The sequence below is a fragment of the uncultured Croceicoccus sp. genome (assembly GCF_947496385.1).
Classification (GTDB): domain Bacteria; phylum Pseudomonadota; class Alphaproteobacteria; order Sphingomonadales; family Sphingomonadaceae; genus Croceicoccus.
On record NZ_CANMCP010000009.1, the window covers coordinates 85413 to 107719 of the forward strand.

The 22307-nt window shown below is 60.0% G+C and carries 14 protein-coding genes; 11 read left to right on the plus strand and 3 right to left on the minus strand.

What is annotated here, in order from left to right; all coding sequences use genetic code 11:
- Positions 1-94 precede the first annotated feature (94 nt).
- The 3 genes from Q0897_RS13315 to Q0897_RS13325 all read right to left on the minus strand — a co-directional run bounded on the left by Q0897_RS13315 (position 95) and on the right by Q0897_RS13325 (position 5254).
- On the minus strand, positions 95-838 hold the full coding sequence (locus Q0897_RS13315) for a DUF4145 domain-containing protein (protein ID WP_054522875.1): 744 nt from the start codon (positions 836-838) through the stop codon (positions 95-97).
- A gap of 203 nt (positions 839-1041) precedes the next feature.
- Positions 1042-2283 (minus strand): TaqI-like C-terminal specificity domain-containing protein, encoded by a 1242-nt coding sequence (locus Q0897_RS13320; protein ID WP_299309908.1) that lies wholly within the window; start codon positions 2281-2283, stop codon positions 1042-1044.
- Complete coding sequence (locus tag Q0897_RS13325; RefSeq protein ID WP_299309909.1) at positions 2246-5254, minus strand: Eco57I restriction-modification methylase domain-containing protein; 3009 nt, start codon at positions 5252-5254, stop codon at positions 2246-2248. The genes Q0897_RS13320 and Q0897_RS13325 overlap by 38 nt, the downstream gene beginning before the upstream one ends.
- A gap of 355 nt (positions 5255-5609) precedes the next feature.
- Between Q0897_RS13325 and Q0897_RS13330 the strand changes: the two genes are divergently transcribed.
- The 11 genes from Q0897_RS13330 (at position 5610) to Q0897_RS13380 (ending at position 22269) form a co-directional block, all read left to right on the plus strand.
- Complete coding sequence (locus Q0897_RS13330; protein WP_054525567.1) at positions 5610-7607, plus strand: ATP-dependent endonuclease; 1998 nt, start codon at positions 5610-5612, stop codon at positions 7605-7607.
- Complete coding sequence (locus Q0897_RS13335; protein WP_299309910.1) at positions 7604-9280, plus strand: UvrD-helicase domain-containing protein; 1677 nt, start codon at positions 7604-7606, stop codon at positions 9278-9280. The genes Q0897_RS13330 and Q0897_RS13335 overlap by 4 nt, the downstream gene beginning before the upstream one ends.
- Before the next feature lie 655 nt (positions 9281-9935).
- A complete protein-coding gene (locus Q0897_RS13340) occupies positions 9936-10334 on the plus strand; it encodes a single-stranded DNA-binding protein (RefSeq protein WP_299309911.1) in 399 nt (132 codons plus the stop codon).
- Between the two features lie 124 nt (positions 10335-10458).
- Positions 10459-10896 (plus strand): hypothetical protein, encoded by a 438-nt coding sequence (locus tag Q0897_RS13345; RefSeq protein WP_054527753.1) that lies wholly within the window; start codon positions 10459-10461, stop codon positions 10894-10896.
- Positions 10897-11133: 237 nt separating this feature from the next.
- A complete protein-coding gene (locus Q0897_RS13350; protein WP_054525571.1) occupies positions 11134-11355 on the plus strand; it encodes a hypothetical protein in 222 nt (73 codons plus the stop codon).
- Positions 11356-11981: 626 nt separating this feature from the next.
- On the plus strand, positions 11982-12311 hold the full coding sequence (locus Q0897_RS13355) for a hypothetical protein (protein ID WP_299309912.1): 330 nt from the start codon (positions 11982-11984) through the stop codon (positions 12309-12311).
- Positions 12301-14634, plus strand: coding sequence for a type IV secretion system DNA-binding domain-containing protein (locus tag Q0897_RS13360; RefSeq protein WP_299309913.1), 2334 nt, complete (start codon positions 12301-12303; stop codon positions 14632-14634). The genes Q0897_RS13355 and Q0897_RS13360 overlap by 11 nt, the downstream gene beginning before the upstream one ends.
- Positions 14635-14678: 44 nt before the next feature.
- Entirely contained in the window at positions 14679-17588 is a 2910-nt protein-coding gene (gene mobF / locus Q0897_RS13365; protein ID WP_299309914.1) for a MobF family relaxase, read from the plus strand.
- Positions 17589-17907: 319 nt separating this feature from the next.
- Positions 17908-19791 (plus strand): DNA methyltransferase, encoded by a 1884-nt coding sequence (locus tag Q0897_RS13370; RefSeq protein ID WP_299309915.1) that lies wholly within the window; start codon positions 17908-17910, stop codon positions 19789-19791.
- Entirely contained in the window at positions 19784-21847 is a 2064-nt protein-coding gene (locus tag Q0897_RS13375; protein WP_299309916.1) for an N-6 DNA methylase, read from the plus strand. The genes Q0897_RS13370 and Q0897_RS13375 overlap by 8 nt, the downstream gene beginning before the upstream one ends.
- Positions 21844-22269, plus strand: a complete 426-nt coding sequence (locus Q0897_RS13380) for a hypothetical protein (RefSeq protein ID WP_299309917.1) — start codon at positions 21844-21846, stop codon at positions 22267-22269. The genes Q0897_RS13375 and Q0897_RS13380 overlap by 4 nt, the downstream gene beginning before the upstream one ends.
- Positions 22270-22307 lie beyond the last annotated feature (38 nt).

Consider the following 22307-nt stretch of genomic DNA (forward strand, 5'->3'; position numbering starts at 1 on the left):
AATGCACCGGCTTGCGATTCGGTCAGCAGTCGCTGTCCGCTTAATCCGCTCAAAGATATAAAAGCTGCCTTTCCGCTTCCGGCCCCAATTGTGGTCAGGGAGTAGTCTTCTTCCCAACGGCGAGCAGCCGCTCGGGTTTTGCGGGAATACTTTTCTTGATGCCTAATGCCTTCTGGCCGACGATAAAAGCGCGATGGAGGAACACCTCTAGCGATGAGAGCAGTTCGGAAACCTCCTGACTGTCGGGCTCCCAGCCGCGATGCGCAGCCGCATTACCCGCATCCGTAACAACGCCGAGGATGTCCCGCTCAGTTTGCCCGATCCACCCTCCGTTGCGCAGCTCGTTCAGTTTCTCATCAAATGTCTTGGCCGGGTCGATGCCGATGACTTCGGTTGCACGGTCCAGTGCCGTTCTGAGTCCTATCGCCGTGAGGATGTGTGCCTGGTTGTCGTGCGCTACGTACATCTGGCTCAGGATATTGCGCAGCTGGGGGTCAGCCTTTTGCATGGCGTCGAACCATACCGGCTTCGTCTTGGCCTCTGGCTTCGGATAAGTTTGTATCTCCCTCGGATGCTCATACTGCTCCTGCCCCGCCGCATCGTAGTAGTGATCGGTGTCTTCGCTGTTCCAGCTGGAAGTTTCGTAGAAGACCGTCTCGCACCCTTGACATTCGAGCAGAGAGTGGTCGACACCGCCGTTGACCGAATGGCCATATTGCTTGTCCTCCCAGTCCCAAGCCTTGTAGATCGAGCCGTGGATTTCGCAGGTGCGCTCGCCATCGCAGGTGGGACAGTGCCCCTTCTTCGTTGCGTTTGTTGCTGTTGGTGTCGTGGCCATAGAGCCCGATAGCGAGCACTGACGAACTTTTCCAACAGTGTGCGTGTAAGTCGGCGCATCCTAAGTCCGCTTTTTGGGTTTGGCCGCTCTAGAGCCGCCATTCTGCTTCCGGCCCACAGTCAGCCAATGGAGTTCGGTTGCGGAAAGGTCAGGAAGTGCGCCGGTTGCGGACTTTAGCAGTGACAGCAAAAACCTAGAGTAGTTCAGTCACCAGTGTCATCGCTTAGATCTAACCCGGGTGGAGGGGCCAGCGGCATGCGGGGCGGGGCCGTGCGCCACATGAGAGCAACTTCCTCGTCGGTCAGGCCATAGGCGCGCTCGACCATGGCAGCGAGGCTGCGCTCATGGGCCAGCAATTCGATCCGTGCCTGCCGGGCAGGCTCGGCGGTCTCGGCAAACGCTTCGCGCAGCCGACGGAGTTGGGTCGGGGTCAAGCCTTCACGTTTGGGCAGGGCGGCGCGGACCGCTGAGACAAAGCCGTCGCTGTCGAGCTTGCTGGCCTCGGAAAGGGCGGTGCTAGTAACTCTTGGGAACTCGAACCCAAGCCAGTCAGCAATGGCTCGATCCGCTTTTTCCACGATGGCGGTGTTCGTCTTAATGCACTCAACATTATCTTGGAACGCTTCCCGCTTTCCGTGTTCAAGCTGCGGAATTGGGAACTCACGGATATAAGGAATATCAAAAGCGAGCGCCTCATCCTTCTTGTGCGGGAACTTTTTGAATTGGAAATACCAGCCGATCGGTGAGTTGAGGCAGGCGACGATCCATTCATCAACGGTCGGCAGTATCAAAGCTGAGTCATTGACCATGTATTGGCCTTGGTCAGTGCAGACTTGGGCATAGAAAGCGATGCGCCGCAAAAGGACCTTCGGGCGGTCAAAATCCTCAAAGTAGTCGACAGCATCCTGAATCTCATACCAGCGATAACTTCCGGCCTTCCGACCTGGCCATTTCGCATCCTTCTTCGGAGGCTGCCAATTAGCTGGTTTGGGTTCTAGCTGTGTTCGGAAAGACTCGAGATGCCGAAGTACGCTCGGATATTCTTCAATGTCGATACCTCGCCGAGCGAAGATCATCCAGAGCCCGTTCCACTCCGGCAGCCAGCGGCCAATGTCCTGACCGCGCAGGTAGGGCTTGATGATGTCGGCTGCTTTCGGGTCATCGCCAACAAGCTGATCGCGTGTGGCGGTGTCGATCAGAAATGCCTCATTGAAGCCCGTCTTCACGCCGTAAAGCGGACTAGCCCCGGCATATTCCTCAAGCGATACGCCGCGCTCACGAATCTTCTTGAGCAGGGCGGCTACGTCTGGCGGCTCCAGCACCCATGCTTCTTCGGTCAGGTCGGAGCGTTCGGCACGATAGGTCGCGGCGTGGACTGCTGCCGACAGACCCTCACGCGGAACATCGTCACGCGGGATTACCGCAAGATCGTATTGCTCGGGCACAGCGTCTGCATCGGGCTTCTGCACTGCGATGACGCATGGAAAGACGTCGGCATCCGGGAACAAATGGCGCGTGGCCGAAATCGGCCAGAAATTCGACCCACACATCCTCGGCGAACATCCGCCGAAGCTTCTCTGCATAGCCAGCCTTCAACCACTTGTTGGTGACGACATAGCCCATTCGCCCGCCGGGCCTGAGCAGCTTGGTCCCCTGTTCGTAGAAATAGACGTAGAGATCGGCGGTGCCGGCATAGGTGTCGAAGGCTTTCGACAGGGCGGGCTTGATCGGGGAGATTTCTTCCTGCCGGACGTAAGGCGGGTTGCCAATGACCGCATCGAACCCGCCTGACCGACCCGAAGAGGACAAGTCGCGCCATACGCCGGGGAAGGCCACTTCCCAGTGGAAGAACCGCTGTTCAGCCGCGATTGCGCGCGCCTCGCGCACTAGGCTGTCTGCCAGCGCGCGGCGGCGATCATCGGGCCTATGGCTCGGCATCAGACTGCCTTGGACCGGCTCTGGTGCATCCAAGCTTAGCTCGGTTCGCGCGTCGGCTGCGAGCACTTCGATTTCACCGCTTGCGATCCGGCTGGGATCGCCGAAGGTTCCTTCGTGGACCAGCTTCATCGCTTCAGCCCGGTCGAACTTGCGTTCGGCTTCGCGCGCCTTGGCGACCGCGCGGTCAATCTTCGCAGATTCCTTTTCGAGCGCGACCCGCGCCTTTTCCGCCTTTGCTTCGTCGGTGCTGTCGGCCAGCGCCTTGCGCATGTCGGCGAGGCGTTTGTCACCATCCTTGCGAATGGCATCAGCCGGTTCGCGGGGTCGGCGGACATTCGTTTCCAGAACGCCCATCAGATCATCCGCCTTTGCCAGATCGAGGATCGCTTCGAGCGGAGCGCTGGCTTCGGAGACGGTGGTGAAGAGGCTTTTCGACTGGTCAACCTGAGCAATGTCGGTGTCGGTCAGCCCTTCGATCTTTTCCATCTCGCGCACGATGTTGGCGAGCGGGGCGAGGTGGCGGTTGGAAATAAGGGCACCGCGTTCTTGCATCCAGTCCATCGTCGGGCGCACCCACGCGCCAAGCACGCTGTTACCGCACCGCAAATGATGGTCGAGGAACGACAACGGCGCACCTACGGTGAAGCTGTGCAACCAGAGCGCGACCTTGGCGAGCTCCACGGCCATCGGGTTGAGATCGACCCCGTGGACGCAGCGCTTGAGTACCATGCGGCGCACGATATGGCGGTCATCCAGCTGGTCTTCGACGATCGGCCAGTAATGCTCCCGCGCGTTGGCGACGATCCCCTCTCGCAACTCGGCAATGAGCTTCACGAGAGGAGAAGTATAATCGCCCTCGGCCATGCTTTCGGCATCGCCGACTGCGGTCAAGACCTTGTCCGAAAGCCAATCGACCAAGCTGACGAGGAAATGCCCGCTTCCCATTGCGGGGTCGACGATGCGGAGCGAAAGCAGTGCCATGGCCGGATCGTGTGCGCGAAGGTCATCACCCTTTGCGCCGCTTGCTAGAGCGGCTTCGAATGCCTCGCGCTTCTCTTCGACGACCGGGCCGACCGTTTTTTCGATGATCAGCGATACGAGCGGTTCTGGTGTGTAATACGAACCCGAGCGGTGCCGTGCCTCGTTGTCCGAGCGCGGTCGGACGGTCCCGGTTTCCTCGATCTCGACACCGTATTCGAGGATCGATTCATAGATCGAGCCGAGCTGCTGAACCGAAAGGTCGCGGTAGTTGATGTAGCGAAGCCGCCCTTCTTCCTCGCGGTGTGAGAGCGGTAATATAGCCTTGGCTAGCGTCTCGTCCGACAGCTTGATGCGACTGAGTAGCGAATTGCCTTCCGCTGCGAACAGGCCGCCGTTGTAGGGCGGAATGCCAAGATCATCGTCGCCTTCGGAAATTGCGCCGAAAATTGTCTCGAGGCGCGACCAGTAGGCAGTGCTGCGGGCGAGCTGTGCTTGCCTTTGCACATGCCGTTCCTTGATCTCCTCTCGAAGACGGGTCAGGCAATAGTCCGCGTAGGGACCGCGCTCGTCGGGGAGCAGATTCCGATCTTCGGCATAAAGCACAAACAATAGACGATAGAGAAGGAACATGGCCGCTTGGCGAACCTGCTCGGCGTAGCCATCATCGAGCGTCTCGGGGCGATCCGGGTCTGCCAACGAGATGGCAGTAATCAGTTCGGGAAAGACGGTTTCGAACACCGTATCTGCCAGATCCTTGCGGACCCTTTCCTCCCACCGGCGCGCATCCTCGATCGCGATCAGGTGAAAGCTGCGGCCCTGCTCGCTCGGACGAAACGCTTCGCGACCAAAAATCAGCACGAACAATCGGAATGCGTAATCTGGATCGATCGGTTCGTCGAGTAGATCCGGTTCGCATCCGGGCAGACCAAAGACCTTGCCCAGGTCAATTTCGAAGAAGTCCTCAGCGACAGAAAGAGCGTTTTGGTAGTAGAGCCGCCAGTGCCGTCCGTTAGTCAGAATGCCCCACGGCATCTTTCCATCTGCCACGACGGCAGCGCGGCGCAGATAATGCATGATTTGGGTCGACGGAACACCCTGGTCGCCTTGCCCTTCGCGATCGAGCGGGCGGTTCCAGCGCTTCGCTTCGACAAGAGCAGCGCCATGACGGAAGCGTTGCCATGGCTCGAGTGTCTTCGCCTTTTCTGCGGCGTCGCCATCGGCGAAAAGCAAGGCATCGGGAACGTCCTTGCGTCCCTTTGTCGTCATGTTCTGTTGAACGGATTTGTGTTGCCAGCCCAGCAATTCGAGCAGCGGATAAATAAGTTGGTCTTCGGTTTCTGCTTCGGTTGGCTTCTTGTGGCCTGAATGTTCATGCAGCAAATGCTGGGCGCTTTCGTAGAGCTGCTCAACTTCACTAATTTCGAGATTCTGCCACTCAGGGGATTCGGTGACCCCTTGCTTCAGCCAATCACGAGTGAACAATGCGCCTTGGAACACTAAGACCCTCCATACCTTGAGTGGAGTAGCCGAACTTACATCGACTTACACCCAAACTGTGATTGTCATGCACAATGAACGACCGCGTCCCACGCCCAAGGTCTGCCTCGAAGCCCAGAGGAAAGGAGCCCGAGCGGGATATGCCACGCCTTGGACCGAAAGCGGACCGTAGCCAGGTGACCCGTTTAGCGATCAGTGCACCGCGCTCGCCGGCTGATCACGGAATTCATCAAGCCACCCGGGATCGAGTGACAGGCGATTCCGGTTCAATTCGATAGCAAACTACTTCCCCCTTGTGTCAGGATGGCCCTACAGTCACCTTCGAGATCTTCGAGCCATTTGAGATAATGACCGCATGCGCCTTGAGAACATTAAGATCCGAAACTTCAGGTTGCTGCGCCGACTCTCAATCGATCTCGCCCAGGACAAAACGACGACCATTTTGGTGGGGCCGAACAATAGCGGGAAAACCTCAGTAATGGAGGCTCTCCGGCTGTTTATCGGGCAAGGAGCCGAGGCTCCTAAAATCTCCTTCCACGACCTCTCTCAGCTTCGCCACCGGGACCTGAAGCGGATCGAGCGAAAGGTTGCGGCTGAAGCTGATCCAGAAAAGAAGATTGAGCTGCTTAGGCGGCTTACACCGCGTATGCGGCTCGATCTGACCTTTTCCTATGGCGAAGATCCCGCCGACCTCGTTGCAGCCACCAAGCTTTTGATGGACCTTACGCCTGGCACAAGCAGAGTGCGCATGCGGATCGACTATCGACTGGAGAACGCGAAAAAGCTTCTCGACGAGTTTGGGGCCAGGCCTCGCAAAGACGTCTCGCTGTGCGACTATCTGAAAGAGACGTTCAGAGATCATTTCAAACGCGTTTTCTTCAAAGTGTCCCCTGACGGCAAAGAAGTGGAACAACTCGAAGACGGCAATTTGCTGAAATCCCTACTGCGCATCGACATCGTGCCCGCTCAGCGGCACGTCGATGACGATGAGGGAAGCCGGTCCGCGAAGCTCTCAAAACTTCTCCACGATCATTACGAACGCTTCTATCGGGTCGATGACGCTGCCGGTTATCAAGCGATCGAAGATGCACTCACGGCGAGCGCAGGCGACCTTACGGGGATGTACGGCAAAGCCTTTGGCCGTTTGACGAAGCGCCTTCAGAGTTTTGGCTATCCGCCAGGCCAAAAAGCGCCGGACCTGAGGGTACGTGCTGAACTGAGCGCAGAAACAATTTACCGTGACAATGCGCGAATATATTATGCCAGCGAACACGCCGAAAAAGAAGGAGTAATGGAGGAGTTCGAGCTGCCCGAAAAATATAACGGGCTCGGCTACAAAAACCTGATTTACATTGTCCTGCAGCTGGAGTCCTTCCGCGCTGCGATCGACGCGACGATGGGCGACAAGCCGCGCGTTCATATAATCGCGATTGAAGAACCCGAGGCGCACCTGCACCCGCAGATGCAGACGGTTTTCATCAGCGAGATTTCGAAGGTTTTGGAAACGGACGGAGGGACGACAGCACAAGTTCTGCTCTCCACACACTCGTCCCACATGATCGCTCATTCTGAGTTCGAGCCCGTGCGCTATTTCCGCAGGGTTGGCCGTCAGGTCGTCATGCAGGACCTTTCGCAGCTACCGCTGCCACCACACAACCCCGACCTTCTCGACTTCCTGCGCCGCTATGTTCGACTGACTCATTGCGATCTGTTTTTCGCGGACAAGGCCATCTTCGTGGAAGGCCAGGTCGAGCGGCTGCTGCTCCCAATGATGATTGAGGAGCAAGCCAAGGTGGCTGGCTGCGAGACGCTCGGAAGTCAGTATGTCAGCATTTCTGAGGTGGGCGGGGGGCACGCCCATAAGTTTAAGCCGATCATCGACTTTCTTGGCATTCCGAGCCTGATCATTACCGACCTGGACTCGGTCGATGACGGAGGAAAAAAATGCCCGGTCGCGACGGGGAAAAGCACTAGCAACGCCTGTCTCCGCAAATGGATTCCCGAGAAGGAAACCGTCGAAGAATTGCAAGCCTGCGATAATGCGGCCAAGACGCAAGGCTGCATTCGGGTTGCCTATCAGGTCACCCAGGACGGGCATTGTGGTCGTTCATTCGAGGAAGCATTCATCTACGCCAACATCACTTGGCTGACTGACAATCATGCCAAGCTCAGCACGACTAAGGCTGCCGTCAAGAAAGCGATAGACGCAGGCCTGACAGCACAAGCGTGGGAGTTGAGCGGCAAGCTCGGGAAGGTCGATTTCGCCCTCGATCTGATGGGCGCACCAGGCTGGGAGATTCCCCTCTATATTCAACAAGGCCTCCAATGGCTGGCCGAGCATCCCGCAAAATGATGACGGAAGCGGACGAAAAAATCCTGGATTGTCTGCACACGCGACAGAGCTTCCTGATCGACGCCGGGGCGGGCTCGGGCAAAACATCGTCCCTCATTCGCGCTCTTGATTTCATTCGAGGACCGGACCGTTCGAGCGTTATCGGGGAAGGCCAGCGTGTGGCCTGCATTACTTTCACGAATGTAGCAAAGAATGAGATCATCGAGCGTACAGAGCACGACCCCTTGTTTGTGGTCTCAACGATCCACGACTTCTTATGGGCCTCGATCAAAAACTTTCAGAAAGAGCTGAGGCCCGCCCTTCTTGCGTTCAATGACCGGTTGCCTGCAAGCAGCCGCAGAAAGCAAGATCAGGAGGAATTGGCAGAAGCTTTAAAGACGGTACCGACGATCGCCTACTCCGATCGCGGCGCAAACTTCTTGGAAGGCCGAATTTTTCACGACGACCTTTTGGGCGTGGCTCACATTATGTTCCACGACCATCCGCTTTTATCGAAAGTGGTCGCCGCTCGATTCCCGTTCATATTTGTAGACGAATACCAGGACACTGATCCGCTGGTTGTCTCCGCCCTGTTGGATCATCTTCTTAAGACAGAGCATCCCCCGCTGATCGGTTTCTTTGGCGACAAGATGCAGAACATCTATTCGGGAGGGGTCGGCGAATTGTCGGCCGATCAGCAGGCACAGCTGGTTCAAATCAAGAAGGAGGAGAACTATCGGTGCTCCAAGGCGGTGATCGACGTTCTCAACAAGGTCCGAACTGACATTCAGCAGGAGCCAGCGGGTGCCAATTTACCGGGGGGCGCGGTGTATGTCAGTCTCACCGGCACGGCTCCGGACGCGGACATTGCCGAACTCGCCGTCCAGAAAGCGCAGGATGTCTTCGGCTGGAGTGTACAGGGCGAGTTGAAGGTTCTATTCCTCACTCACCGCCTTATCGCCCGCAAGGCCGGATATGCCGATCTATTGGCAGCCTTCGCCAGTCGGGGAAGCTTTACGCAAGATAAGTTTCAGAGCGGCGAAGACCCGATTGCAGCCTTCTTCCTTAAAAAAGTCGAGCCATTTATTACTGCTTGGCGTGAAGGGCGGGTGGGGCGCGCTATCAGTTCATTGAAGGAACGCCCGATCCCGATCGCGGGGGCAGCCGAGAAGGCGCGAGTGAAGGCGGCCCTAGATGACCTCATCAAACTAATTGATGCCGGAGGAACGATTGAAGCAATCTTAATGCATCTGCGGGCAGCGCAATTGGTCACACTCCTTGATGACTTGGAAGCGGCCGTGGCAGGCCCTGTGGTGGCTGCCGAGGCAGGATCGCCCGAGGCAGCGCATCAGGCCTTTCTGGATCTTCTTCTGGCGGTGCCCTATCTGGAAGTCAGTCGTTACCGCGCCGTGCTGGAAAACAGCATGCCGTTCTCAACCAAACACGGCGTGAAAGGCGATGAATTTCAGAACGTGATCGTGGTTTTGGATGACGCTGGCGCGAACTGGAACCAATACTCGTTTGGCAAGCTGCTGGCAGGAACCGACACCAGCGAAAGCCGGGAGCGGAGAACCCGCCACCTCTTCTATGTTTGTTGCTCGCGCGCCAAAGACAAGCTGATTGTGGCTGACCTCGGGGTTGGGGCCCATGCCAAAATCGAGGCGCTTTTCGGGGCCAGCGCGGTAGCCATGTGATCAAGTGGCAGCGCATGTTGGACAGGCCGCTAGTACGAGCCCCAGGTCATCGTTGAACTATGCAGCGATGCGCGTGCCAACCGCGACTTCCGATTCACCAGCAGCGACGGCGTTTTGATCCTGCTCCTGCACTGCGGTCCATCGGCCCGACGGACGACCACTTTTAAGGACGATGCGAGCCATGTCGAAAGGCTACCTAGAGGGCGCAGTACGGACTTATCTGCCTCAAATTACGCTGCCGCTGAGCACTTTGCCCTGTGATCGTTCCTGCACATGTTCGGGTCAGCCCCCGATCTCGATGTGGCGTTCGAGAACGAGCAAGACCGAGAAGCAGCCTGCAACTTCATGGATCTCCTGGAGGCATCGGAGGGCGATGGCGTTAGCTGATTGCAGGAAAGGTCAAGTGAGCCTGCAGACCCACACCCGATACCCATCCGGCTTTAGTCGCGAACAGTCCTGAACCAGGTCAGCTGAGGACGGCAACCCGTTCCTTTCCGGCCGTGTTGGCAGCTGCGCTGCCTGCCCGCACCACCCGTCATGAACAGGTTTCCCTTGGAGCTTTGCCCCTGCGGTGCAGTCCTCCCATGCCCTGCTTCTTCTGGATGTTCGCAAGCCGGAGATGGTCTCCGGTTTAAGGAACTGAAGGACTACCATCATGACCAATATCGCCATCATTACCGGCCGCATCGCCCGCGATCCCGACACCCGCGAGACCAAGGGCGGCACCAATGTCACCGGGATCACTGTCGTCACCGATCGCCCTGCGCGGGACAAGGACGGCAAGACCTACAAGGACGAGAACGGCTACACCGCCAAGGAAAGCGAGTTCCACCGGGTTACCTGCTTCAACGGCCTCGCCAAGACCGTCGGCCAGTACTGTTCCAAGGGCCAGCTGGTCAGTGTTCAGGGCCGCATCCACTACACCCAGTGGGAGGACAAGGACGGGGGCACGCGCTACGGCAGCGAGATCCTCGCCGACAAGGTCGACTTCCTCTCGCGCGGCAACGGCAGCGGTGACGATCACGACAACCAGGACGCTCCCGAGATCGACTGAACTCTCACCTCGATCTCGCCTCCCGAAGGGGTCCTGTCCCAGCCGGACAGGGCCCCTTCCTCGCGTATGGAACGCCGAAGAACTTTCAGTAATCGTTTGCAAAAGCGGTGCTACGAAGAGCGCCATGACTGACCAGGCGATCGTTTGCTATCCGGGTGAGGCCGCGACTGCAGCCGAGGTTGTGGCACTTGCAAATGAGTATCGGATCGCGGCCCAGCTTCTCGTGCAGAATGGACGGCCCGGAGAACCCAGGTCGCGGGCGCCGTTTCGCATGGTCGCGATTCATGCGGTCGAGCTTTACCTCAACGCATTCCTTCTCCGATCGGGTCACAGCGCGGGCGAGGTCCGGGGTCTCCAGCACAACCTCGCGGCAAGGGCGGACCTCGCAGTCGAGCTTGGGCTGGTGCTGCGGAAGCGGACGCGGGAACACCTGCATGCCATGTCGCAGTCGCGCGAATTTCTTGTGACGCGATACGTGCCCAGCGGGACCAGCCTATCGGAGATCAACCGCCTGCAGGCGACGCTGACAGAGGTCGCGCAGAAGGTCTCGGGAGCTATCTAGCTTGGGACCGGAGGGGAGGGGCCTGGCTCACGTTCTCCCATTCTGATGGCCGTGCAACAGGCGCGTCAAGGACGGCAGGGTCCCACCATTTTGACTCCCCTTCGCTACGCTACGGTCCGACAAAATCGTTACCCCTACCGCCGCTTCGCGGTCGCCCAAGTGGGCGATCCCTGACCCGCCGGCCGCACGCCCATCCGTCCTGCTCCTGCCGTCAACGGCAGACATCAGGAGGATACAATGGCTTCAATTGCTCGGATCAATTCGAACTCGGAACGCTACTTTGCCGCGCTGGCTGTGGCAGAGCGTCGGGCGTTGCACAGCTTCTTCGATCAGCATATCGTTGAGGACCGAGAACTCGGATACTTTGCTTTGGATGAGGGTGACTACAACGCGCTTCCTGCGCATCTTGCAGCGCGCGTGGTGCATACGGTTCATGGGGCAATGCTCGATGAGTTCTGACCGTAGGATCAGGGCGGGGACCGGGAACGGTTCCTGCCTTTTTTCTTGTTCGCAGGGTTAGGAGAGATGGGTATTCCCGATCGTTCTGCACCTCATCTCCATTCGATCTTGGGACAGTCCGGTGATGGCTATCTGGTCCCTATGATCCTCTCAAACGACCGGGCAATTGGCCCGCCTGGGGAATGACCCGCCGAGGGGGATTCTCACATAACTAAGGCCAGTTGGTAGCCCACCGGCATTTTCGCCCTGAATCTCGCTTTTCCCTACGAGGACACAATTGCTCGCGCTCCAAGAATAAGGATTAGAATTCAACCCATTGAACGGAACTCAGGGCCTCCTGAAAAGCCCCGCACACATTGGAACTTGACAGGCACACCGTACGCAGCGGTGCTGCCGGATGTTTCACTGTCTCTTCAATGGGATACATCTCGATTTCGCGAGATGCAGCAACTGATTTGCCGGTGATGCATGAAGCGGATTCGCAATTTGCGGGCAAATCACTCTGCCATAAGCCTCTGAACAGATGGGCGAACTTTCCGTTTTCCTACAGGCTGCCCGTGATTTAGTCTGATCCTCGCCTTCCGCAGGGTGAACCAGGTTCCTTATCGTTCAAGGAGCTTGGAAAAGTGCAACGTCATCAAAGTCTGCAGAGCTATGTTCCGCCGCTTATCGCGGATTGGATCAGGGACCAGGTGCGCCTCAAGCAGGTCAGCGTCAGCATCGTCGTGCGCGACCTGCTGGTCGCCGCCTGGACCCGTGACAACGATGCGCTTCTGCGCCCCACCGGGGCCGATCCGGAGCGGCAGAGGGTGTTCGCCACAGTCGCGCTCGACGCGCTGCTGACCCACCATTCCGACGGGTCTCTGAGGGAGCGTACGCTGGCTGCCTATCACCGCCGGCTCGAGCGGCTCGGTCTCATTCCGGCTTCCGGCAAGGGAGGCGAGCATGAAGCATAATCTCGTCAACTTCACCCGCGGTAGCCAGCTGCTGGGCCACTTCGGCTTCATGTTTGCGGCGGGCCTCAAGGGACCGCTGCTTGTCACCGTGCTCGTCATTCTCGGTCTTGGCTGGTGGGAGGTCCAATCCTCGCTCAGCGAGCAAGAGGTCTATCTTCTGTGGATGCATCTCTACGCCTCCGCCTACGGTTTCATGGAGTTCGATCCCGGCAAGCTCGTGCACCTCAAACTGGGCAACGGCGAGACCGCCGCCTTTCCCATGTCGGTCGTCACCCAGTACCCGCCGATGCGCGCCGCGGTCGCCGCATTCGGGGAGGCCCTGCGGAGTACGTTCTTGGTTGCAAGCATGGTCCTCGTCCCGCTGTTCATCGCCTTCTGGTGGATTGCCGAACGCTTCGGCGAGCGCTCGAAACAGAAGAAGCATGTGCGCGGCTCTTCGCTCGCAACGCTGCCCGAACTGGAGCGCGACATCGCCCGCCACAACGCCCGCGAACGGGCGCGCGAATATGGCAGCGAAATGGGTTGGTCATGGCGTCTGGCCGGTCGCGCATCATTGCGCGAAGCGGGCCTCTATACCCCCGCGCATCTCGGCGGCGTGAGCTGGCCGTGGCGACGCGAGCAGAGCCATGCGATGCTTGTCGGGACCACCGGCACCGGCAAGACTGTGGCGCTCACCGAACTCGTTGACGAAATCCGCGAGCGGGGCGAGCGCGCGGTGATCTTCGACCTCACCGGGGCCTTCATCGAGACGTTCTACGAAGCGGATCGCGACGTCATCCTCAACCCGCTCGACGCCCGCTGCCCCGCCTGGAGCGTGTTCAACGATTGTACCTCGCGCGCCGAACTCCATTCCGCGGCTGAATCGCTCGTGCCCCACGACGGGGGCGGCTCTGAGCAGTTCTGGGTGCTCGCCGCGCGCACCATGTTCGTCGAGACCTGCATCAAGCTCGCCGAGCAAGGACGGGGCAGCAACCAAGCGCTTGCCGACGAGCTGATGAACGCCGACCTGTCCGATCTGCACAAGCTGCTAGAAGACACGATGGCCGGGCCGATCACGACGCCAAGCGCCGCCAAGATGGCAGAATCGGTGCGCGCGGTGTTCAACGTCAACGCCAAGGCGATGCAGATGCTGCCATCGGACGGTGAGCCGTTCTCGATCCGCAAGTGGGTCAGGGGGACATGCGAACCGGGCTCGCTGCTGTTCCTTTCAGCGCGCTATGTCGACATGAGCGTGCTCTCTCAGCTGCTCACGCTGTGGCTCGATACCGCGATCAACACGCTGATGACCGGGCGGCGGACGCGCGACCTCAAGCTATGGTTCCTGATCGACGAGCTCGGGGCGCTGCACCGCCTGCCGTCGCTCGAGAAGGGTCTGCAGACCGCGCGCAATTTCGGCGGCGCGATCGTCACCGGCGTGCATGCCTTCGCCAAGCTCAAGGAGGTCTACGGCGAGAACATGGCGATGACCCTGTCCTCGCTCGCCAGAACCAAGCTGATTCTCGCAACGGCAGACCGCGAAACCGCGACCTGGTGCTCCGATGTCGTCGGGCACCGCGAAGTCCGCGAGATGGAAGAAGGCTACAGCTATGGCTACAACAACGCCCGCGACGCGGTTAGCCTGACGCCGCGCCGGCAGGTCGTTCCGCTCCTCCTTCCCGACGAGTTCATGGAGCTTCCCAGCCTCTCGGGCTTCATCAAGTTTCCGGACGGATTCCCGGCAGCGCCGGTTACGCTGACACCGCGCGAGTGGCCCCGGGTCGCCGAAGGCTTCATCGCCCGAGAGATGCTGCCGCGAGCCCGCGCGGAACACGGTAGCGACGCCGATCGTCCTGATACTCAGGAAGACGCGGAGCATCGCGCAGGGAGCGACGACGAGGGCGGTGAGCCGCGCCGTCTGGCGCGCAAGGATGGACCATCGGACGATCCGCAGAAGGCTCGTTCGCGAAGCAAGCGAGCGGCACAGTCGAACGCGCCGAAATCGGGCAGAGATGGCAAGCAAGCCTCGGCCAGGCCGTTCTTGCCCACCGATCCGGCAATTGTCGCGCGGCTTGCATCGAGGTCGAGCGCCAGGCCGGAGAACCCCACCCACGCGCAATCCGAATTGCCGCTCGGCGAAGCCAGGGAGAGCTCAGGGGTGAGGCCCAGCATGACTGACAAGCCGTCGCGCCCGGATGTCCCCGATCCGCAAGCAGCGCAGGACGCGGCCCGGGACCGTAACCGCACCGACCACCGGCAACAGGAGGACCAGCAGCGTGCGCTGCTCGGAGGCGCCGCGCGCGAACAGCAGGAGCGCGACTTGGGCGACATCGGGCCCGATATCTGATCGCTTGGCGGGAGGCTCGAGGGGCCAAATGGGATCCGCCGCCGATGCTCTCTGTCGCCAATGTTCGCTCGCCGTCGGCTGCGGCGAGCTACTTCGCCGCTGACAACTATTACGCCAGAGCCGATGCCGACCGGTCGGGCCAGTGGATCGGCAAAGGCGCCGATCTGCTGGGCCTGAAGGGCCGCGTCGAGGCCAAAGCCTTCAATGCGCTACTGCGCGGCGAGCTGCCCGACGGATCGAGCGTCGGCAATCCCGGCCAATGGCATCGGCCGGGCACCGACCTCACCTTTTCGCTGCCCAAGAGCTGGTCGCTGCTGGCTCTCCTCGGCAAGGACGAGCGGATCGTCGAAGCCTACCGCGAAGCGGTCATCGAGACGCTCGCCTGGGCGGAGAAGAACGCTGCCGAAACCCGGCTCGTCGAGAAGGGGCAGGTGCGCACGGTCGCCACCGGCAACCTTGCCATCGGTCTCTTTCAGCACGACACCAACCGCAACCAGGAGCCCAACCTCCATTTTCATGCGGTCGTCGCCAATGTGACCCGCGGGCCCGACGGAGTGTGGCGCACGCTCAAGAACGACCGGCTGTGGTCGTTGAACACGCTCCTCAATTCGATCGCGATGGCGCGCTTTCGCACGAGCGTCGAAAAGCTCGGCTACGAGGCTGGTCCGGCGCTCAAGCACGGCAATTTCGAGGCGCGCGGGATCAGTCGCGAACAGCTGATGGCCTTCTCCACCCGGCGGCAGGAGGTGCTCGATGCGCGTCGTGGCTCCGGACTGGAGGCCGGGCGGATTGCCGCTCTCGCCACCCGTTCGGCCAAGGCGGCGATCAAGGACCGCGGCGCGCTCGCCGTTTGCTGGGATCAGGCGGCGAAGGAGATCGGACTCGACCTCGAGCCGCTGGTAGAAGTCTCGCATTTGCGGGCCGCGCGGCAGGAGCGCGAGGCCGCGCGCCCGGTCACACTGGTCGAGCGGGGTATCGCTCGCCTGCGGGCGTTTGCCGCGCGCATTTCTGGCGAAGAGCGCGACCCGCTGGTGCCGAGCCATGTCTGGAAGAAAGGCCCCGAAGCCATCGCGGCGGCGCAGGCGGTCGCCTCGGGTGTGCGCCATCTCTCGCAGCGCGAGGCCGGCTTCGAGCGCGAAGCGCTCTACAAGGCCGCGCTCGATTTCGGGCTGCCCACGACGATCGGTCATGTTGAAACCGCAGTCCGCTCGCTGGTTCGCTCGGGGTATCTCCTGGAGGGGACCGGGGAGCACCGGGGCTGGGTCGCGAGCCGCGAGGCAGTTGAACTCGAGACGCGCATCCTTGCCTGGGCGGCCGAAGGCAGTGGCGCGATCAAGCCAGGTACCGGGGCCAGCGAAGCGGAAAGCCGCGTTCAGGCTTCCGCCGAAATCAACCATGGATTCAAGCTCAACGAGGGGCAGCTTGGCGCCGCGCGACTCATCCTGTCCTCGACCGACCGCACGATCGCCATCCAGGGCGTGGCTGGCGCGGGCAAGTCGAGCGTATTGAAGCCTGTAGCCGAAGTGCTGCGCGAAGAAGGACATCCGGTGATCGGCCTCGCGGTTCAGAACACGCTGGTGCAGATGCTCGAGCGCGACACGGGCATTCGCTCGCAGACGCTCGCCCGCTTCCTAAAGGACTGGGGCACGCTGATCGACGAGCCGGGGAATGACGCCCGTCAAATCGAAGCAAAGGCGGCGTTAAAGGACCATGTCCTGGTCCTCGACGAAGCCTCGATGGTCTCGAACGCCGACAAGGAACAGCTGATCCGTATCGCCAATCTGGCCGGCGTGCACCGCCTGGTCCTGATGGGCGACCGCCGCCAACTCGGTGCGGTCGATGCCGGCAAGCCCTTCGCGCTTCTCCAGCAGGGCGGAATCGCCCGCGCGGAGATGAACACCAATCTGCGCGGCCGCGACCCGGTTCTGCGGCAGGCGCAGGCGGCCGCGCAGGCAGGTCTCGTGCGATCGGCGCTGGACCATCTCAAGGGGCACACCGTTGAAACCCAAGGTGATGGCGCGATCGTGGCTGCCGAGCGCTGGCTCTCGCTGCCGCCCTCCGAGCGCGAGCGCACGGCGATATATGCCTCGGGCCGCAACCTTCGCTCTGCGGTCAACGAGGCGGTCCAGCGCGGCCTCCAGGCGAACGGGGAGATCGGCCCTAAGAAGATCGCGCTCGAAGTGCTCGATCGGGTGAACTTGACCCGCGAGGAGCTGCGGTATCTTGCCGCCTACCGGCCCGGCATGGTGCTCGAGGTCGCAAAGCCCGAGCGTACTCTGGGGCTCAGACGCGGCGAATATGCTGTTGGCGACATCGACGAGGCGAAAGGCATCGTTCGGCTTGAGGATGAGCGCGGTCGGCAGCATGCGTTCAGGCCCGCACGAATGCGGAAGGCCGGCAAGGACGACAATCTGGCTCTTTTCGAGCAACGTCAGCTAGAGATTCATCGGGGCGACCGAATCCGCTGGACTCGCAACGATCACCGACGCGGACTGTTCAACGCCGACCGCGCCAAAGTCGTTTCAATCGAGCGGGGTCGGGTGACGGTGGAGACATCCAAGGGCGAGCACCTCCAGCTGCAAGAGGGGGACCCGATGCTGAGGCGGGCCGATCTCGCCTACGCGCTCAACGCGCACATGGCGCAAGGGCTGACATCCGATCGCGGCATTGCCGTCATGGACAGCCGCGAGCGCAATCTCTCGAACCAGCAGACATTCCTGGTCACCGTCACCCGTCTGCGCGATCACCTGACGCTGGTAGTCGACAGCGCGGCGAAGCTGGGAGGCGCGGTGGTACGCAACAAGGGAGAGAAGGCGTCTGCGCTGGAGGTGACCGAACGCCTGCGAGATGCCGCAGCCTTGGGAGTTTCGAAGGGTCGTGGCGAGCAGCCGGCGCGTGAATCCGAGCGTGAATTGTCTCGCGAAAAGGTCCGGGCAATCGACTTCGGGGTATAGCCTTGCTCCTGCTAACAGAAGCACCCTCGCTCCCGCGATGGCTGTGGTAGCGAAACTTCTTTAGCTCTACAGAAGGCACGCCGCTACGGCACCCTCGGTCCCGCCTGCGTGAAAGGAAGGGAAATCAATATATTGATAGCGGCACAAATTTGTGTCAGTTTGAACATATAGAGAACGCCCAACGAGGCAGGCCTAGAGAAAAATGGGGAAACGGGAGGCGTTTATCTTGCTATGGGTAGAGGCAGGGAAGACGCTCTCGTGAGACAGCGTCCGGAACTTGCGTCTCTCCGGGATCAAAAAGTCAAATAGGGGCGCCAAAATGAACATTAAAAGCAAGAAGCCGCGTGGAGGTCAGATGAGGTGCGCCAAGAGTAAGATTAATTCAGCAGACGTGCTCCCCAAAATTACCGCTCTATACGAGCGCGCTTTGCCGGCCAGCCGGAGCGGTCCTCTCTACGGTGCCTTCCCTTACCCGACAAAGATTTCCCCCGAGGCCATTGCCCTGTTCATTGCCGCTCACACGCGTCCGGGCGACACCGTTTTTGATGGATTCGCAGGGAGCGGCACCACCGGCCTCGCGGCCCTTCTGTGCGAAAACCCGTCAGATGAGCTGCGAGCCGAGGCCGATCGGTTGGGACTCAACGTCGAATGGGGCGCCCGGAATGCGGTTCTCTATGAGATCGGAGCGCTTGGCTCTTTCGTAGGACGTACACTCAGCAACCCCCCAGAGCCCCGCGCCTTTCGAAAAGCTGCCGCCGACATTCTAAAATCAGTCGAAGCGGCTTGCGGCTGGATGTACGGCGCGCTTGACCCCGAGGGACGCCAAGGTGCTCTGAGACATGCCGTCTGGAGTGATTTCCTGACGTGTCCAGATTGCCAGGGCGAGACAAGTCTTTGGGATTCGAGCGTGTCACTGGCTCCCGCCAGAATCCGCTCCACTTTCAGTTGCCAGATGTGCGGCTGTGAAGCGCCTTTGGATGAGGCGACGCGGAGCGTAGAGAATTCCTGGGACGACGTCATCGACGCGAGCGTCGAAAGGCGGTCACGCACCATTGCCCGCATTTACGGATCGACTGGAAAATCGCGGTGGTCTCGGCCGGCCAGCAAGGCCGACTCTGAGCTGATTGCTCAGATCGAAGCGGAGCCCATTCCCGATTGCGTGCCAAAGCAATTGATCCCTTGGGGCGATCTGTACCGCCGCGGTTATCACAAGGGCATCACCCACCTTCATCAATTTTACACGCGCCGCAACCTGATCGTCTTTGGCCGCTTGTGGGAGGCCGCAGGTCGCTATCCCGAAGCGATCCGGGGGGCTCTGCGGTTCTGGCTGCTCAGTTACAATGCGGCGCATGCAACCATCATGACGCGGGTTGTCGCAAAATCCGGCCAGAAGGATCTGGTCGTGACCAGCGCACAACCGGGGGTGCTCTACGTCAGCGGTTTACCGGTCGAGAAAAACCTGTTTGCCGGACTCCGCCGCAAACTCAAAACAATATCCGATGCCTTTGGAGTGGTCTATGGCAGGCGTGGGCGCGTAAGCGTCCATCAGCATTCGAGCTGCGAGGTCGATTTGCCGGACGGCAGCATCGACTATGTTTTCACCGATCCGCCCTTCGGAGGAAACATCCCCTACGCCGAAATCAACTTCATCAATGAGGCCTGGCTCGGAGAGTTTACCGACCGCCGTGACGAAGCAATCGTCAGCAGCAGCCAGAAAAAGTCCATTCGTGAATATCAGGAGTTGCTGACCGACGCGCTTTCTGAGGCCAATCGCATCCTCAAGCCAGAGGGTAAGGCTACGCTGGTCTTTCATTCTGCATCTGCCGAGGTGTGGAACGCGCTCCGCGGCGCCTATTCGGATGCCGGGCTTGGCGTCGAGTGCGCGGGCGTTCTCGACAAGACCCAGGGCAGCTTCAAGCAGGTCACGACCGCCGGCGCTGTCAGAGGCGATCCTGTTCTTCTTCTCGCCAAGGCACGAAGTGCCGCGGCGATTGATGAGGATTGCGTTTGGACCGTCGCTGAGCGCCTGAGCGTTTCGGCGTCCAGCCTCGGGGTGGGAGAGCAAAGTGCGCAGCGACTCTATTCGAGGTTGGTGAGCCACTTCCTGACACGCGACCAGGACATCCCACTCGATGCCGACGAGTTCTACCGGTGGCACAACGCACGCGAAACAACGAAAGCGAGCGAATTTGTCAGTGCCTAGTGAAATAGCCGAGTTCCGTGAGCAAGCCCGTCACCATGAGGCGGAGCTACCGAGCGCTCAGCGCAAAAGCCTCGGCCAGTTCTTTACCGGCCTTCCGTTAGGTCGCGTACTGGCACATCTCGCATTGGAGCCGGAGACGCGCACGATCCTCGACCCCTTTGCGGGAACGGGCGATCTTCTTGACGCAGTTCAAGAGGCGGCAGCCGCGCGCAATATTGAGATCGAGCGCTTGGACGCAATCGAGTACGATCGATCGACAGCGACATTTTGTAAGACGCGGTTATGCGCCCTTCTTCCCGGCGGCACATTCGAGAGCGACACCGTTACCGGCGACGCCTTTTCTAACACGCTCCGCTTGCCGGTGCGACAGTATGACCTTGTCATTACCAACCCGCCCTACGTCCGTTATCAATCGCTCAATGGTCGCGCCGAGGGCGTCCGGAAAAATCTTGCCCAACGTGTCGAGGATTTGGCGCCGTCGGCGTCAAAAGGAGTCTGGACGGCCCTGTCGGAAAAATACTCCGGCTTAGCGGACCTCTCTGTTCCCGCATGGCTCCTTTCGGCGATGCTGGTTCGGCCTTGCGGACGCCTCGCCCTTGTGGTGCCGGCGACCTGGAGAACGCGGGAATACGCGGACATTATTCGCTATCTCATGCTCAGGTGCTTCCGGATCGAGGCAGTCGTTGAAGATACGCAGTCCGGCTGGTTTTCCGACGCTTTAGTACGCACTCACTTGATCGTTGCGCGACGGCTGACCGACGATGAGGCTGCTGTGCCAATTAGCGAAAGGACGCATCTTGGCACCATCCCATGGCTCGAAGTTTCTCCAGAGGCCGCCGCAGAGAGTTCGCTCTTGGGCGCCGCATTTCCCGGAGATTTCCCGGAAGCTCAGTTTGCTGTTCGCGCCGCTGACTGCGAATTGCCGCTTGGGATAGCGCGACGACCATTCGATCTTACCAAAGAGTGGCTTGACCTTAAGCACCAAGACGCGCGCCGCAGCTGGTTGGCTCATCTTGAGCCGTTTAGTTCGCAGGCTGGGACCGCCAGCCACCATTCCACGCCCATTCTCATTCCCGAAGCGATCGCCGCACTTCTCGCGGACAAGCCCGAGCCCGCTGTTATATCGCTCGAGGAAGCAGGGGTTTCGGTAGGGCAAGGATTAAGAACAGGGGGGAACCGCTTCTTCTACGTTCGTGCGGTCGGGAAGCCCCGCAACGGGACCCAAGCGGTCAAAATCGACCCAGCCTTCGGCGGAGATGTGATTGAAGTCCCGGAGGCCTCCCTTCGTCCGGTTATGCATCGCCAGGCTGACCTTCCGCAATTTTGTAAAGGGCACATGCCAGACACCCGTGTTCTCGATCTGCGCCAGTGGGCTCATCCTGACGACCTTGAAACGCTCAAGCGCGCAAGTCCGATTGCGGGGGATGCCTTGCCGCAGGAGATGCCACCAACACTCGCGAGCTATGTTGCGAGTGCTGCACACAAGCAAATCGCAGGCGGGAAACCGATCCCGAAATTATCCGCCGTCAGAACTAATGTCCGGGCCGCACGCCCAGGAATTGCGCCGCGCTTTTGGTACATGCTTCCGGATTTTCAGCCGCGTCATATGCCGCAGGCCTTCGCCCCCAGAATTAATCACGATGAACCATCTGTCTTCGCCAACGTGGAGCCGGTCGTCCTTATCGATGCCAACTTTTCCACTTTTTGGTCGAAGGGCATGCAGTGGCCGACCGGCGCGTTGGCTTCGCTTCTAAACAGCGCATGGTGCCGCGCCAATATGGAAGCGCTCGGAACGCCGCTCGGAGGTGGCGCCCTTAAACTCGAAGCTGTTCAGCTCCGTAAATTGCGCCTTCCCAAACTCGGCGAGACCGCCACCCGAGACCTCGCGGCACTTTGGAAGCCACGTCCAAGTCGTGACGCGCTGGACGCGATCGACAAGCTGGTGCTTTCCGCGGTGTTCCCCTCGGCAACGGACACCGAAAGGGCAGAAATTGCCGCCGCGCTTTACGAAGGCTTGGCATATTCAATTGATCGTCGACTCAAGGGGGTGGCATGACAGCGGATATCGAACAGGCGCGGCAAGCAATCGCTCGCTGTTCGGCGCTACGTCAGCAAGCCAAGGTGGAAGCGGTCCTAAGAGGCGAGTTTCATTCCTGGCTCAGAAGAATTTTTCCTGAGCAGGCCGATGAACGCTGGATCGATCACTACGGCGAGGGCGCTGAGGCACTCACTAAGATCGCCACAGGAGCCGGGACGGACGCAAACCGTTTCATCGACAATCTCATCGGCTCGACCACGATTGAGTACGAAGCAGACCTTCGAAACAAGGCAAAGTTCGACGAAGGCTACAGACAAGTCCGCGAGCATGCAGCCGGCCTCATTCGCAAGGGCGTTCCTGTTTCCCAAGTGCGGGGAGTTCTCTCGGACACGGTTGAATGGTGTCCGTCGTCAGAACATTTGGCACAAGTCGCGGCGTAAATTAGCGGAGTGCGGGCCTCGTCTCAGGGTTGATGTTA